Here is a 15,357-nt window from a genome sequence, read left to right on the forward strand (position 1 = left end):
AAGCATCGCCTTGAGCGCCCCGTAAGTCGCCGCGCCCTCCGGACAGGCGAAGACCCCGTCTTCCCGCGCGAGTTCCCGCATGTCGCCGAGAATCGCACCGTCCGTCACGCTGTAGGCGGTTCCGCCGCTCTCGCGCACGGCGCGGAGGATGAGGTAGTCACCGATCGCCTCGGGCACCCGGAGCCCCGCGGCGATCGTTTGCGCGTCGCGCCACGGCTCCGCCTTCTCCTTCCCTTCCTGGTAGGCGCGCACCATCGGCGCGCACCCCGCGGCCTGCACGACGATCATGCGCGGCCGCTGCGGACCGATCCAGCCGAGCGCTTCCATCTCCGCGAACGCCTTCCACATGCCGACGATCCCCGTTCCCCCGCCGGTGGGATAGATGATCACGTCCGGCAGCCGCCAGTCGAGCTGCTCCGCGAGCTCGTAGCCGAGCGTCTTCTTGCCCTCCACGCGGTACGGTTCGCGGAGGGTCGACATGTCGAACCACCCGCGTCCGCCGCCGGCCTGCCGCAGCACGCGGCCGGCGTCGGTAATGAGGCCGTGGATCAGATACGTGTGGGCGCCGTACGCGGCGCACTCCGCCTTGTTGGTCTGCGGCGCGTCCACCGGCATCACCAGGTAGAGATCGAGGTGGGCACGCGCGCAATAGGCCGCCGCCGCCGAGGCCGCGTTTCCCGCCGACGGCATCGCAATGGTCCGCACGCCGAGTTCCATCGCTCTGCTGATCGCCGCGGAGAGGCCGCGGGCCTTGAACGACCCGGTCGGATTGAGGCCTTCCTCCTTGCAGAACACGTGCCGGAGGCCGAGCTTCCGGCGGATTCCCGGCATGGGCAGGAGCGGCGTCATGCCCTCGCCGAGGGTCACGATGTTCGCCGGATCCCGCACGGGCATCAGCTCATGATATCGCCACATCGACGCCGGCCGCCCGCTCAGCGCGTCCCGGGAGAGCTCTCCCCGGGCGCGCTCCAGATCGTACCGCGGGTACAACACCTTGCCGCAGGCCGGGCACACCGTGTGCAGCTCGTCCGCGGAGTACGTGGCGCCGCAGGCCGTGCATTCGAGGTGATGCAGGTAATTCATGGATGCCCCCCTGACGCCTCCCGTCCTTCCCGGACAAGACGCCGTAGTCGATCCTTTGTACGCTTCGCGGAGAGAACGAAAAAGGCCCGCGCGATCCGCGGACCTTAAACAAGCCGTATTATACCATATTCCGGCCAAATGCGAAAGAGGCAGAATGAATCTATGGATGCCATAGAAACGGTTCGTTTGCAGGCATTTTTGCGACGGGTGCGGTTTCCCGTGGGATAGACCGGCTACCGGGTGAAGCCGCCGAGGTTGGCCGGCCGAATCCTCAGGCGGGCGCCCGTGCGATGAACTGCAGCCAGTACCGGGGCACTCCGCCGGTCAGTCCTGCGTCCCCCATCGCGGCCCGGACCGTGCGCTTGAGGGCGTTGGCGCCGGCATCGAGCGGCACGCCGGGCAGCGCGCCCTCGATAAACATCGAAAATTGGCCGATGTCCTCGAGGCTCTCCGGCGACAGTTCGACTTCCTGGAGTTGCCACGAGGCGTCGACGAACCCCGCCTCCGTCACCAGCCCCGCGTACTCCGTCGGCGTCCACCACCGCATTGCGGCCGGGCGATCGGCGTGGCTGTGTGCGACGCTGACGCCGTGCTGCTGGAGCAGCCGGGCCGCGCGGACGACCCACGACCGCCAAAACCGCTCCGTGCCCGGGACGTAACATCCTTTGAAGTACGTCGTGTTGAACCCGAGGACTCCCCCGGGACCCAAGACCGACCGGATCTCGCCGATGACCCGCTGCTTGTCGCCGATCAGGTGAATCGCATTGCAGAACACGACCACGTCTACCTGCGGAACGAGCCGGCTGAGGTTTTCGGCGCTCCCGTGGACGAACCGGACAAGGCTCGAGGCGATCCGCCGGCGCGCGCGATCAAGCTCCACAAGCGACGGATCCACGGCGTAGATGATCCCCCGCGTATGCTCGCGCATGCGGGCCAGCAACAACTCCGTGATCGCCCCCGGGCCGGACGCGAGGTCGACGATGCGCGGTCCCAGGGGGGCCAAGCGGTCGACGAGCCAACGATTGACGTCGGTGAAGAACGGATGGCGGGCAAACCGCCAAAATCCGAAACGGTCCTCGGGGGAAAACATGTCGGCGGAGCGCTGGGGATCGGAACTCGACATGTCCGCGGCTACATCAGGCCGGCTGCTCACAGGGCCTCCCCCGTGCGGCGTCCCCCCCATTATACCCCTGTGCCGCCCGCGGTGTCACGACCCGGCGGGACGTCCCGGCCGGTTCAGGCCCGCTGCCCGGCGGTGAGCGTCTGCACCGGGGCGGTCGTCACCCAGATCGGGTTCCGCAGGTACCGGCTCACCATCGCGCGGATCGGTTCCGGCAGCGTCGACGAGAACAGCACGGTCTGACGCGTGGACGGCGTGCGCACGAGAATCTGCTCCACGTCGGTGCGCAGACCCATCTTGAGCATGCGGTCGGCGTCATCGAGCACCAGCATGTGCACGCTGCGCAGCGTCAGCGTGGCTTTGCCGAGGTGCTCCAGGACGCGCGACGGCGTGCCGACGACGATGTGCGGTTTCTCGCGCAGCCGGGCCACCTGCCGCGCCAGCGGCTCGCCCGTGGAAATCGACACGATGCGCAGGCGGGTGTGCGCGCCGAGACGCCCGAGATCCCCCGTGATCTGGCGAACCGCATCCCGGGTCGGCGCGAGCACGAGGCCCTGCACGGCCTTGCTCCGCGGATCCAACCGCTGCAGCATCGGGATGCCGAACGCCGCCGTCGTCCGCGGCGCCGGGTCGGCCTGAGCGACGAGATCCCGCCCGATCGCCAGCGACGGAATCACCCGCGTCTGAATCGGCGTAGGCGAGGCCCACCCGAGTTCCTGAAGCGCCCGCTGGATACGGGGGTCCGCCAGGCCGTTGAATCCGTTGGTGTGGCTTTCCACTGCCATGTGCACGCCCCTCGCATCAGGTTCCGCGCCGTGCACCCGCATGCACCCGACCGGGAGATGCCGGGTACACAGAACACGACAGGGAGACGTCGCCTCTCCCCATCCATTGGAAGTTACGTCATGCGCAGCGCCGAGGTTTGAGTTGGTCGGTGCGCTTATTGTATCATGACCGTACGCGACGTTCAACCGAACCGAGGTGGCGAACACACGTGCGAGCCTCTCCCGATGCGGCGCCAGATCCCGGCGTGACGGCCCCCGAGGCCCCGGCCGCCCAACCGGTGACAGCCGGAATCGACGGCGACCACACGCCCGGCCCCGTCGCCCTCGACATCCGGCCCGCGGACGCCGTTCGCGCCGACGTGCTCGACACGTTCCCCTACGAGTATCCCGGATCGCCGGCCGTCGTGGAGATCGATACGGAGGAGTTCACGGCCGTCTGTCCATGGTCGGGACTGCCGGACTTCGGCCGCCTCGTGGTCCGGTATCTGCCGCGGGAACGCGTGCTCGAACTGCGGTCGTTCAAGTACTACCTGCTGTCGTACCGCGCCGTCGGGATTTTCCAGGAGCACGCGGCCAACCGCATTCTGAACGACCTGGTCCGCGCCTGCGCCCCGGCGTGGGTGGAGCTCGAGCTCGACTACCGCGTCCGCGGAGGCATCCACACGGTCGTTCGGGTGCGGTGGGCGGACTCGGGTTGAGCCGGCCCGCATCCGCACCGCCCCCGGCCGGGCCGGCCGGCGGCTCCGCCCGACAGCGAGCCGCCGTACGCGTGGCCGAGGGCGCCGTCATCGCGGCCGCGTATGCCGCGCTCACCATCTATCTCGCGCCGGTGGCCTACGGCCCGTATCAACTGCGGCTGTCCGAGACCCTCAAGCCACTGGTGATCTGGGAGCCCGATCTCATCCCGGCGTTCGTCGTCGGCAATTTTCTCGGCAACCTGACGAGCCCGTTTGTCGGGCCGTGGGAATTGATCTGGATGCCTTTCGCGAACCTCGTCGGCGGGTGGGCGTGCTGGCGCCTCGGCCGGGTGAACGCCTACCTCGGCGCCGCCGCGTATGCGGTCATCATCGCGGTGGCGGTGTCGGTGATGCTGTCCGTTTTGCTCCGGGCGCCGCTCCGGGCGCTGCTTCCGCCGCTGTTGGTCAGCGAAGTGCTCCTGATCGTGCTCGGCGTCCCGGTGATGCAGCCGGTGCACGCGGCGCTCCGGCGGGTCTTCGGGCCGCCGCGCGTTCCTCGATGATGCCGGTCACTCCGGCTCCGGCGGGCGGCGGGTATGCCATGGGTTTGCGCGTTCGAACGCCGCCCCGATCGCGATCACGGTCTCCTCGTCCATCGGCCGGCCGGCGATCTGCAGCCCCACCGGCAGACCATCGCCAAACCCGCACGGCACCGACAGCGCCGGGGCGCCGACGAAGTTGAACAGCCGGCTGAACCGGGTCAGTTGCGCGCGCGTGTCGACGGTCCGGCCGCCGAACTCCACGGTGGTCTGCCCGATGCCGGGCGCGACGATGGGCGTGCTCGGCAACACAAGCGCGTCCACGCGCCTCAGGAGCTCGGTGAACTCCTCGAGCATGAGTCCGCGCGCCTTCTGGGCCCGCAGGTATTGGGTCCCCGTCACGAAGTAGCCCTGCCGCAGCCGCTCGAGGGTCTCCGGACCGTAGTCCTGGGGGCGCTCCGCCAGCCAGCGCTCGTGCACGCTCGTGGCCTCCACCTGGAGGATCGCGAGCTGCGCCGTGAACGCCTCGGCGGCATGGGGAACGGCGATCGGCGCGAGCCGCAGGCCGAGGCCGCGCAGCACGTCGAGCGCCGCGTCGAACGCGATGCGAACCCGCGGCTCCACCTCACGGTGGTACGGATCGTCGAGCACGCCGACCCGGAGGCCGCGCACCTCGCGCCGGACGGCCGCCCGGAAGTCGGGAACGGTATGCCCGGCCGTCGTGGGATCGCGCGGGTCGGGCCCGGCGATCGCCTGCAGGACGATCGCCGCGTCCTCGACGGTACGGGTCAACGGTCCGGGATGGTCGAGGCTCCATGAGAGCGGAAAGACGCCGTAGCGGCTGACGCGGCCGTAGGACGGCTTGAGCCCGACGACGCCGCACAGGGACGCGGGGATCCGGATGCTCCCGCCGGTATCCGTGCCGATCGATGCGTATCCCAGTCCCGCCGCCACCGCCGCCCCGCTGCCGCCGCTCGACCCGCCCGGAATGTGGTCGAGCGCCCAGGGATTGCCGGTCGGGCCGAAGTGCGGGTTGTTGGTCGTGACGCCGTAGGCGAACTCGTGGAGGGCCGCCTTGCCGAGCAGCACCGCCCCCGCCTCGCGGAGGCGTGCCGTGACGGTGGCATCGTAGGCCGGCACATGGTCGGTGAGGATGCGGGACCCGCACGTCGTGCGGATGCCCCGCGTCTCGATCAGGTCCTTCAGGGATACCGGCACGCCGTGGAGCGGTCCGCGGTACCGCCCGGCGGCGATCTCGCGCGCGGCCTCTTCGGCCTGCGCGCGCGCCGCGTTGGCCGTCACGGTGATGAAGGCGTTGAGCGGGCGCCAGCGCTCGATCCGGTCGAGCAGCAACTCGACGAGCGCCGGGGGCCGGACCTCGCCGTCCTGCAGGCGCGCGGCGATCCCGGCGATCGTTTCGTACGCCAGTTCGGTCAGCGGGTCTGCTCCGGGCGCGCCGGTGAAAGCGGCGGCAGCGCGGGCTCGCGTCCGTCGATCGGCAGGGCGCGAAGCCGCTCGAGATCCGCGTACATCTTCGCAACGGCCGGCGCCAGGCGCTCCAGCGCGTCTTGCGGGAGGGCCAGGCCGAGCATTCGGGCGAAGACGGCGAGGTCCGCGGACTCGATCGTGGAGGACCTCGCTAGACGCGCGCGCGGGCTTCCGGCCGCTGCACGCGCTTCCAGCCGAGGAGCACCGCGAGCGAGATGATGACCGCGACGATGGCCTCGAGGCTGCCGTGGCTCACCGCGACCACCGCGGCGGCCTTGAGGGGCAGATAGTGGCGCAGCACGCCGAAGCCGAGCACGAGGACGGTGTTGGTCGCCGTGCCGACGATGGCGGCCACCGTGATCGCCGTCGCCTCCCCGCTCCGCCGGAACGCGACGTAGGCCCACGCGGCGAAGATGCCGATGAAGATCCTCGGCACAATGGCGACGATCGGATCTTTGAACATCGGGATCGTCGCGTAGAAGAAGCTGTACAGTCCGAAGATGATCCCGATGATCGCGCCCACGACCGGCCCTTCGAGGATGCCGCCGATGATCGCCGGCACGTGCATGATCGTCGCCGCAATACCGGTCGGCGTCGGAATGAATCCGAGCCGCGTTGCGCCGAGAAAGATCGCGATGGCCCCAAGCACCGCCGACATCACGATGCCGCGCGTCGAGAGTCCCCCCTGCCCCTGCATCGGTCCCCTCCCGTGGTCGTCGTAGGCCGCCGGCCCGTCCCCGGTAGGGGGCGCCGAAGCCGGACCACCTCGGTGAATCCGCGGGCACATTCCCCCGCGCGCCACGGTCCTCCTGCCGCGCGGGACAGGCCCCGCACGCCGGGATCCTCCTGCCGCGCGGGACGCGCCGCCCGCTACATCAAACCCGGAGAATGGCATAGGTAGCGGTCCCAGTGCCCAAACGGCTTCTCGGACATCAACACGTATGGAAATGTCAGGCGAAGACCGCGCTCGAGCGCCAGCGACACCGCGTCGGCGTTGGCGCCGGGGACGACGGTAGAGATCTGCCGCGACCCGCCGCCTGCGGCGAGCGAGAGCGCACCGTCCATGACGGCGCGGACCTGCGATCCATCGATCGCCGCCAGCGGTCCGACGCGCCCGTTCGTCCAGGCGTAGGCGTACCCGATCGGACACCCGTCCCGCAGGCACAGGTAGCACGCCGCGCCGGGGGCGTTGAGAAGATAGGCGTGGACGCCGTCCCGGGCAAATCCGAGGACCGCCCTGTCGATGGGGGCGAGCACCGCGAGCGCTGCCTGATCGGCCGGGAGTCGCTCGTAATCGACGGCCGCACGCGCCGGCCGGGCGGGCGGCGCGCCATGACTCGGCCCCGCCATCCAATATATCGACTCGCGCGGATACATCCCGTGCTTCAGATAGAGGGAGATCGACGAGGGATTGTAGGCAAAAGTGATGAGGGCCCGATTCGTGATCGCCGGCCCCCCGTGTGCGGCCGCGCGCGACAGGAGTTCCCGCCCGATCCCCCGTCCCTGATGGCCGGGCGCAACGAACAGAAAGGCGAGAAACCACATCTCGCCGAGGACGCGGCTGAGGGCGAACCCGATCACGTCGCCGCCGTCCTCGGCGACCCAAAAGCCTTCCGGTTGATCGCGAAGACAGAAGGCGAAGAATGGGTTCGGCGGCAGCGGCCGGAGCGGCGGCGCCGCCAATCCGTGCCGTGCGGAGAGATCGTTGACCGCCGCGGCAAAGATGGCCGTCGCCGGGGCGGCGTCGTCCGCGCGCGCGGGCCGGTATACGAGGCTCACCGGAGGCCCCCGGTCAGGCCCGTCACGTCGGGAACCGCGCCCACAGCATCACCACGAAAAATGCGAGCGCGCCGGCCGGGACCAGCCAGTCGCGGAGATGGCCCTCCAGGGCGGTGTAGGCGGTGCGCCCGGCGCCTCCGGTGTACGCCCGCGCCTCCATCGCGACGATCAACTCCTCGCCGCGCCGCAGCGCGAACGTAAACAGCGGGACCAGGATCGGCACAAGCTGGCGCGTGCGCTCGATGACGCGCCACCGACTCCCGCCGATGCGCCCGCCGCGGGAGGCCTGTGCCTTCATCAGCCGCTCGGCCTCCAGGGCCAGCGTGGGCACGAACCGGATCGCGATCGTCACGACGAGCGCGAGTTCGTGACCCGGCACCCGGAGCCGCCGAAACGGGCGCAGCAGGCTCTCAATCCCGTGGGTCAATTCGGTCGTGCGGGTCGACAGGGTGAAGACGCTGGTCACGAAGAGCAACTCCACGAACCGCGCGGCCGACACGATGACGAGCCGGACGACGGCGGCGGTCACGGTCACCCAGCCCCACTGGAACACCACCGGGCTCGACGGATCGTAGGCCCGGCCGAAGAACGCGAGCTGCATCACGGCGAGCACGACGAGCACGGGGATCGCCGGCAGCAGTCCGCGGAGCGCGTAGCCGAGCGGGATGCGGCCGAGCGCCACGATGAGCAGGCACACCGCGATGAGGACCGCGTTCCCGATGAGCGTCGGCGTGAAACTCACCGCCCCCGTCACCAGGATCGTGGCGACGATCTTGGCGCGGGGATCCATCCGATGAAGGTACGACCCGGTCGGCAGGTATTGCCCGAGCGTGATGTTGCGCAGCAGCTCGAATTCACTCATGGGACGCCGAGCAGCGCCGCGACCGCGTCGGCCGCCTCTTCCACGGTCAGCGCGTCCCCCGGCACGTCCAGCCCCAGCGCGCGCAGCCGCTGCACCACCTGCACCGGCTCCGGCGGGACCAGCCCGAGGGCCGCGAGGCGCGCGGGGTCGCTGAACACCTCGCGCGGCGGCCCCTCCGCGGCGACCCGGCCGTCCTGCAGCACGTAGAGACGGTCGCTCAGGCGCGCCACGTCCTCCATGTCGTGCGAGACGAGGACGAGCGTCAGGCCGTCGCGGTCGCGCAGATCCTGAATCCGCCGGCGCAGCTCGGCACGCGAGGCCGGATCGAGCCCGGACGTCGGCTCGTCCAGCACCAGCACGCGCGGCCGGATCGCCAGCACGCCGGCCAGCGCCGCCTTGCGCATCTCGCCGCCGCTCAATGAGAAGGTGTAGCGGTCTTTGAACCGCTCGAACGGCAGGCCGACGGCGTCCATGGCCCACCGTACGCGCGCGCGGATCTCCTCCATCGAGAGGTTCAGTTGCCGCGGACCGTAGGCGACGTCGTCCCCGACCAGCGGCTCGAACATCTGCGTCTCGGGATCCTGGAAGACGAGACCGACGAGCCGGCGCACGGCGCGGAGATCGGTCCGCGGGCTCGCCAGATCGTGCCCCGCGACAATCACCCGTCCGCGCCGCGGGCGAAACAGTCCGTTCAGGTACTGAATCAGGGTGGACTTGCCGGAGCCGGTACGGCCGAGGATGCCCACCACTTCCCCCTCGCGCACCTCGATGGCGACCCCCCGGAGGGCCAGTTGCTCGAACGGGGTGCCGGCCATGTAGGTGTGCCAGAGATCCGCGACCTGAATGATCGGACGGCCGCCGCCGGGGGCCGCGGCGACGCCACCCGGGAGCGGCGGGCCGGCGCTCACGCGCGCCGGCCCGCCCCTGACGAGGGGCCCGCCCCCCCTCCCCCTCATAGGGGGGACGAGGGGCCCGCCCCTGACGAGCCCCCGTGTGGGGAGGAGCGGGGACCCGTCCGGGCCGCCACCGCGGCGGCGAGTTCGTCGACCGAGAGGACATCCACGGGAAAGGCCGGGACGCGCGCCCGCACGCGCAGCGCGACGTCGGTGATCGGAGGAAGATCGAGCCCCACGTCGCGCAGGCGTTCCGCCTGCGCGAAGACGTGACGCGGGGAGCCTTGGAGGACCACGGCGCCGCCGGCCAGCACGATGATCCGATCCGCCCGCGCGGCCTCGCTCATGAGATGCGTGATCGCCACGACGGCGGTCCCCCGCCCCCGCAGCTCCGCGACGATGCGGGCCACCGCCTCGCGGCCCTCGGGATCGAGCATCGAGGTGGCCTCGTCGAGCACGAGACACGCCGGCCGCATCGCCAGCACCGCCGCGATCGCCACTCGCTGCTTCTGCCCGGCGGACAGGAGGTGCGGCGGGCGGTCCCGGTGGGTCCACATGTCCACGAGTTCGAGCGCCTCGCGGACGCGGGCCCGCAGGTCCGCGCGCGGGACGCCGAGGTTCTCCGGGCCGAAGGCCACGTCTTCCTCGACGATGGTCGCCACCATCTGGCTCTCCGGGTGCTGAAACACCATGCCGACCGTGCCGCGAATGGCGCGCGTGTGGCCGGGATCGCGCGTGTCGAGACCGGCAACGACGACGCGTCCCGCAGTCGGCCGAAGGAGCGCGTTCAGGTGGCGGGCGAGAGTCGATTTGCCGGATCCGTTGGCCCCGACGATCGCGACCACCTCGCCGGGGTCGATGTTGACCGACACGCCGCGCAGCACGAACGGCGCCGCGGGAGACGCCGCGGCGGGACGGGAGCGCAGATCCCCGCCCGTGGGGGGCGCGGCGTACGAAAACTCGATGTTCTCGCAGACGATCAAGGGCTGCGGCGGCATCAGCCCCCGGCGCTACAGCGGAGCGGATCGCACCGCTGATCGCGGCGGCATTCGATCACGAGGCGCCGGTGAGAAAGTACCACGCCGCCGCGGCGTAAATACGGCAGGCTTGGGCCACGTCGGCGACGCGGACGAACTCGTCAACCTGATGCGGGATGGTGACGTCGCCGGGGCCGATCGTGACGATCGGAACGTGCGCCCACGCGTGGAGGAACGTCCCGTCGGTGGCGCCCGGCACGCCGGCGAAGCGCGGCGCCCGGCCCTGCACGCGGCGGCACGCTGCGGCCACCGCGACCGCGATCGCCGCGTGCGGATCCGTCTCGGTCCAGGGGCGCGTTTCGATGACCTCGACTTCGCTCCGGCATCCCGGCGTGGCCGCGGCGGCGGACGCCGCCGCGGCCACGAGGTCCGCCCGGATCGCCGCGTCGGCCTGCCCCGGGATCGTCCGGATGTCGAGACCGACCACCGCGTCGGCGTGCATCACGTTGAGCTGCGCCGGCTCTCCGGCGCGCAGCAACGTCGGGGTAATGCTCGGCTCCCCGAGCAGCGCGTGGCGGCCGTGGCGCGCCACGTAGCGGGCCTCGAGGGCGCCGGCCTCGCGGACGAACGCGGCGGCGGCGGGAATCGGATTGCGGCCGCTCTTCGGCATCGCCCCGTGGGCCATGCGCCCCTCGAAGCGTGCGAGCGCCCGCATGGCGCCCTTTTGCACGAGGCAGATCGCGTTGTCTTCGGGTTCGCACACGATCGCGCCGGCGGCACCCTCGGCCCAGCCGTTGCCGATGAACGACTTGATCCCGAGCATCATCCCCTCTTCATCGGCCACGATCGCCAGACGCACGGTGCCGGCCAGCCGTACGCCGGCGTCGCGCAGCGCGCGGACCGCGCCGATCGCGGCCGCGATCCCGGCCTTCATGTCCGCGGCGCCGCGCCCGTACAGCCGGCCGTCCCGGATCTCGCCGCCGAAGGGCGGAACCGACCAGGCGGCCGCGTTGCCCTCGGTCACGACATCCGTGTGGCCCTCGAAGATCAACACGGGACCGGGACCGCCCGGCAGATCGGCGATGACGTTCGGCCGGCCCGGGCCGGCGTCTTCGACGTGAACCGCGAGGTCGAGCCGGCGGAGCTCCTCGGCCAGCAGGGCCGCCGAGGCGGCCTCGGTCGCCTCGGGGATTCCCGGCCGGTACACGCTCGGAACCCGGACCAGCCGGCGCGCGAGGTCGAGCGTGTAGCCGTCGTCGACGGCGCGCAACACCGCGTCGAGCATCTAATAGATCTTCGTGTCGCGGACGCGCCCGGTGTAGTCGAAAAACACGCTCTTGAGTTCCGTGAAGAACTCGAGCCCCTCCTCGGCCATCTCGCGGCCGCCGGCGCCGCTCCACTTGATGCCGCCGAAGGGAATCTGCGCTTCGCCGCCGACCGTCGGCGAGTTGACGTGCACCATCCCCGTCTCGACACGGTCGACAAACTGCATGATCGCGGCGGCGTCACGCGCGTAAATGGAGGAGCTCAACCCGTACCGCACCCCGTTCGTCACCCGCAGCGCTTCGTCGAGCGATCCGACGGTCACCACGGACAGGACCGGGCCGAAGATCTCCTCCTGCGCCAGGCGGGACGACGGCGCGACGTCGACGAACACCGTCGGCTCGACGAAGAAGCCCCCGGCGCAGGCGCCGTCCGCGAGCCGCCGCCCGCCGGTGGCGAGCCCCGCGCCTTCCGCGCGGCCGGCATCGATGTACCCGAGAACTGTCTCGAGCTGGTGCGCGTCGACGAGCGGTCCCAAGTCGACGCCCGCCTCGAGCCCGTTGCCCACCCGGAGCGCCCGCGCCCGCGCCACGACGCGGTCGACGATCTCCCGGACGACGTCGCGGTGTGCAACGCATAGGCTGGTCGCCGTGCACCGCTGGCCGGTGCTGCCGAAGGCCCCCTGCGCGATCCCCGCCGCGGCCAACTCGAGGTCGGCGTCCGGCATGACGACGACCGCGTTCTTCCCGCCCATCTCGCACGTCACCTTGGCCAGCCGCCGGGCCGCCCGCGCGTAGACGTCACCCCCGATCTCGCACGATCCGGTGAAGGACACCGCTCGGATCTCGGGATGCCGCACAAGCGCATCCCCGACGTCCGCGCCGCCGCCGACGAGCACGGTGAGCACCCCGTCGGGCAGCCCCGCTTCGCGCAGGATCTCGGCGTACCGCTGCGCGACGAGAGGGGTGAGGGACGCGGGCTTGAGGATCACCGCGTTGCCGGCCACCAGGGCCGGCGCCACCTTCCAGGCCGGCTCGGCCCACGGGAAGTTCCACGGGGTGATGACCGCCACGACGCCGACCGGCTGCCTGAGCGAAAACAGCAGGGTCGACGGCATCTCGGACGGCCGCGTCCGGCCGCCCATCCGAAACCCCTCGCCGGCGTACCATTCGAGCAGCGCGATGCCCTTCAGGACCTCGCCGCGCGCCTCCGGCAGGACCTTGCCTTCCTCGCGGGTCAGGAGGTCCGAGAGTTCGTCGAGCCGGCGGCGCGCGATCTCCGCGGCGCGTGCCAGCACGCGGCCCCGCTCGGGGGCCGGGGTGTCCCGCCACACGCGGAAGGCCGCGCCGGCCCGCGCGACGGCGGGCTCGACGTCGGCGGCCGACGCCAGCGGAACTTCGGCGAGCACCTCGGCGGTGTTCGCGGGGTTCACATCGAGCAGGGTGCGCGCGCGCGAGGTTGTACTCATGGGCGCGCTGTTCCGTCTCGCAAGAACCGACTCCTGCCGTCGGAAGCGCCGGGGCATTGGGCGCGTTCTACGATGTGAAAGGCTGCGCCGTGCAGCGCGATACGGTACATTGAAGGCGAGACCCAGCCTCAGGAGCCGCCCGAATGCAGGGACAGCCGCTCGACGAAGCGCGAGCCCACGGCTTTGCCACCCCGCCCCCGCGCGCCGTCTCGTGCCCCATCGCCGACATGCACACGCACATGACCGACCCGGCGACGAATCACGAGCTCCTCGAGGCCGCGCGCCGCTACGGCGTCACGCGCGTCGTCGCGATCACCCCGCTCGACGACGGGCTCGCGCTGCAGCGCCGCTATCCTGGGGAGATCGAAGTGGCGGCCCGGGCCCTCGTGACGGCACCGGCGGGCGCCGCGGCCGGCGGACCGGGCCGGCCGCCGGAAGACCGCACGCTCGAGATGATCCCGCGGGCCCACGCCGCCGGCGTGCGGATCATCAAGTTCTGGTTCGCGCCGCGCATTCGTGACCGGCTGGACTTCCTGCTCGATTCGCCGCGGCTCGACGGGGTGTTCCGGGCGATCGCCGAGCACGGCCTCGGAGTGCTGGTGCATGTGAGCGATCCGGATCGTTGGTTCGCGCACAAATACCCCCCCGCCAAGTACGGCACGAAGGCCGACCAGTATCCGATGCTGGAGCGCCGGCTGCGGGACTTTCCCACGGTACCGTTTCTGGCCGCGCACATGGGCGGCGACCCCGAGCATCTCGACCACCTCGCCGAGCTGCTGACGCGGCATCCGAATCTCTACCTCGACACGAGCGCGACGAAATGGATCGTGCGTGAGCTGGGCCGGCAGCGGGAGGCCGCGCGGGAGTTCTTCCGGCGCTGGGCGCACCGGATCTGTTTCGGCACCGACCAGGTCGTCCTGAAAGATCCCGATCCCGTGCGGTACCTCGTCCGGTACTGGGTCCACCAGATGTTCTGGGAGACGGATCTCGTCTGCCCGTCGCCGATCCCCGACCCGGACGCCGACGGAACGCCGATGCTACGGGGGCTCGATCTTCCGGGGGATGTCCTCGAGCAGATCTACTGGAAAACCGCCGGGCGGGCGTTTACGATCAACGCCCGCCCGACAGTTCATTTGGGCCTGGAACCCGGAACCGGAACCGCTAACGGATGATCAGGTGTCCGGTGGCCCAGAGCGCCAGACCGATAAGCAACAGCAATCCGGCCAGCAGCATCCCTTCCACCTCCTGTTCATCCCGAACTTCGTTCCTATATATGCCCCGCGCGCCGCTCGGTCAAACCCGCGCCGGCCGCCGGGGCCTACGAGTGATCGCCGCCGCTATTTTGCCGGTACATGTTGGCGTCGCAGATCGAACCCGCAATCTTGCAATACGACGCGCGGTCGCCCGCCGTGTCATGGCACTTCTGCAGGGCCTGAGTTTCCGCCGCCTTCTTGACGTCGGCCACCGCCCATCCCACGCCGGGGGTCCCCTTCGCGGGATCTATCGCGACCGCGGCGCATTGCTCGTGAAGCGTCTGGATCACCTTGCAGGCCGCTTTCGCGGAGTCGGACGCGCCCTTCGCCGTCTGGCAGCTCTTGAGCGCCCTGCTGGACGCCTGATCGGTGGTGGACAAGTCGCCCACCATGCCGTAGGCGAACCCCTGCGTTGCCACGTCGGCGGGTTGACCGACCGCGATCGCCCCTTCGGCGCTCGCGGCACTCGGCCACACCGCGGCGGCCGCGGAGACCGACGTCAGGAGGGCCGCCGCTACGAGCACGGCTCCTCCGGCCTGGCCCATCGAACGACGCTCTCGCATCTAACCACCTCCGGAATGCTGTACGGGAGAGCGGCGGACGTGGTTCGCGGAGCTTCCCGGCGCCCGCCGCTGCCTCTGCTCTTGTCATACCCTTGTACGCTCAATGAATACGCCGGCGCCCACCGGGCGCCGGCGCGATGACTCCGGCGGCTTCTCCCCTCGCAGGGCCTGCCCCGCGCTTTGCGCGGGGGAGGACCGCGGCTAGTCGATCGCCTTCTCGACGTCCTCCCGGGTCAGCGTCTCCCCCAGTTCCGCCGACCACCGCAGCACGGCCGCGATCACGTCGTCGCGCGACATCCCGAGGGTCGACGTCATCTCCTGCACGCACATCTCCACGACATACTCGAGACGGCCGCTCCACCCGGCGTCCTTCGCTTCCGCGATCAACGACACGACGACGCCGGCGAGCAGCGGCTCCGCCCACTCCCGACGTTCGGCCTGGACCTCAGGGGACACCGCGGCCCCTGTTCCCGGCCCCGATTGGTTGTCCACACCGCACCTCCACAACGTAGCCCCCGCGGCACTCGCGCGCCGCGCGGCGGCGGAGCGCCGTCACAGAGCGCCGCGACCTGATCGCCTTCTGTACCGTACGCGGGGCTTCCTGCGC

General features: G+C 70.7%; 17 protein-coding genes. 3 read left to right on the forward strand and 14 right to left on the reverse strand.

The genetic code is table 11. The annotated features are described in order from the left end of the window. The 3 genes from VGZ23_05265 to VGZ23_05275 form a co-directional block, all read right to left on the reverse strand. Window positions 1-1,083 (reverse strand): threonine synthase (locus VGZ23_05265; protein ID HEV2357004.1); only part of this gene is annotated, 1,083 nt, incomplete at its 3' end. A 271-nt stretch (window positions 1,084-1,354) separates the two neighbouring features. Next, window positions 1,355-2,236, reverse strand: coding sequence for a methyltransferase domain-containing protein (locus tag VGZ23_05270; protein HEV2357005.1), 882 nt, complete (start codon window positions 2,234-2,236; stop codon window positions 1,355-1,357). Between the two features lie 83 nt (window positions 2,237-2,319). After that, window positions 2,320-2,988, reverse strand: a complete 669-nt coding sequence (locus VGZ23_05275) for a DEAD/DEAH box helicase (GenBank protein HEV2357006.1) — start codon at window positions 2,986-2,988, stop codon at window positions 2,320-2,322. Window positions 2,989-3,197: 209 nt separating this feature from the next. On the opposite strand from VGZ23_05275, the gene queF reads away from it, so the two are divergent. Continuing rightward, window positions 3,198-3,686: a preQ(1) synthase gene (gene queF / locus VGZ23_05280; GenBank protein HEV2357007.1), complete on the forward strand. Its 489-nt coding sequence runs from the start codon at window positions 3,198-3,200 to the stop codon at window positions 3,684-3,686. A gap of 71 nt (window positions 3,687-3,757) precedes the next feature. Further along, the gene (locus VGZ23_05285) at window positions 3,758-4,228 is read left to right on the forward strand and encodes a QueT transporter family protein (GenBank protein HEV2357008.1); all 471 of its coding nucleotides are present in this window, start codon (window positions 3,758-3,760) and stop codon (window positions 4,226-4,228) included. Between the two features lie 6 nt (window positions 4,229-4,234). Here VGZ23_05285 and VGZ23_05290 read toward each other — a convergent pair whose 3' ends face one another. The 9 genes from VGZ23_05290 to VGZ23_05330 all read right to left on the reverse strand — a co-directional run bounded on the left by VGZ23_05290 (window position 4,235) and on the right by VGZ23_05330 (window position 12,934). After that, complete coding sequence (locus VGZ23_05290) at window positions 4,235-5,557, reverse strand: amidase (protein ID HEV2357009.1); 1,323 nt, start codon at window positions 5,555-5,557, stop codon at window positions 4,235-4,237. A gap of 80 nt (window positions 5,558-5,637) precedes the next feature. After that, window positions 5,638-5,796, reverse strand: a complete 159-nt coding sequence (locus VGZ23_05295) for a hypothetical protein (GenBank protein HEV2357010.1) — start codon at window positions 5,794-5,796, stop codon at window positions 5,638-5,640. 47 nt (window positions 5,797-5,843) lie between these two features. Next, window positions 5,844-6,389, reverse strand: coding sequence for an ECF transporter S component (locus tag VGZ23_05300; GenBank protein ID HEV2357011.1), 546 nt, complete (start codon window positions 6,387-6,389; stop codon window positions 5,844-5,846). Window positions 6,390-6,562: 173 nt separating this feature from the next. After that, on the reverse strand, window positions 6,563-7,471 hold the full coding sequence (locus VGZ23_05305) for a GNAT family N-acetyltransferase (GenBank protein HEV2357012.1): 909 nt from the start codon (window positions 7,469-7,471) through the stop codon (window positions 6,563-6,565). Window positions 7,472-7,493: 22 nt separating this feature from the next. Continuing rightward, window positions 7,494-8,333: an energy-coupling factor transporter transmembrane component T gene (locus tag VGZ23_05310; protein HEV2357013.1), complete on the reverse strand. Its 840-nt coding sequence runs from the start codon at window positions 8,331-8,333 to the stop codon at window positions 7,494-7,496. Next, entirely contained in the window at window positions 8,330-9,241 is a 912-nt protein-coding gene (locus VGZ23_05315; protein ID HEV2357014.1) for an energy-coupling factor transporter ATPase, read from the reverse strand. The genes VGZ23_05310 and VGZ23_05315 overlap by 4 nt, the downstream gene beginning before the upstream one ends. Before the next feature lie 44 nt (window positions 9,242-9,285). Continuing rightward, complete coding sequence (locus tag VGZ23_05320) at window positions 9,286-10,224, reverse strand: energy-coupling factor transporter ATPase (GenBank protein ID HEV2357015.1); 939 nt, start codon at window positions 10,222-10,224, stop codon at window positions 9,286-9,288. A gap of 55 nt (window positions 10,225-10,279) precedes the next feature. Continuing rightward, entirely contained in the window at window positions 10,280-11,488 is a 1,209-nt protein-coding gene (locus tag VGZ23_05325) for a M20/M25/M40 family metallo-hydrolase (GenBank protein ID HEV2357016.1), read from the reverse strand. Then, complete coding sequence (locus VGZ23_05330) at window positions 11,489-12,934, reverse strand: aldehyde dehydrogenase family protein (GenBank protein HEV2357017.1); 1,446 nt, start codon at window positions 12,932-12,934, stop codon at window positions 11,489-11,491. Window positions 12,935-13,077: 143 nt separating this feature from the next. Here VGZ23_05330 and VGZ23_05335 point away from each other — a divergent pair, with 143 nt between their 5' ends. Then, entirely contained in the window at window positions 13,078-14,106 is a 1,029-nt protein-coding gene (locus VGZ23_05335; GenBank protein HEV2357018.1) for an amidohydrolase family protein, read from the forward strand. 146 nt (window positions 14,107-14,252) lie between these two features. Here the strand turns inward: VGZ23_05335 and VGZ23_05340 are convergent, their stop codons facing one another. Together VGZ23_05340 and VGZ23_05345 are read right to left on the reverse strand one after the other, a co-directional pair. Next, entirely contained in the window at window positions 14,253-14,750 is a 498-nt protein-coding gene (locus VGZ23_05340; GenBank protein HEV2357019.1) for a DUF4189 domain-containing protein, read from the reverse strand. A 201-nt stretch (window positions 14,751-14,951) separates the two neighbouring features. Then, window positions 14,952-15,242 (reverse strand): hypothetical protein, encoded by a 291-nt coding sequence (locus VGZ23_05345; protein HEV2357020.1) that lies wholly within the window; start codon window positions 15,240-15,242, stop codon window positions 14,952-14,954. Window positions 15,243-15,357 lie beyond the last annotated feature (115 nt).

This window comes from bacterium, from assembly GCA_035945995.1.
Lineage (GTDB): Bacteria > Sysuimicrobiota > Sysuimicrobiia > Sysuimicrobiales > Segetimicrobiaceae > DASSJF01.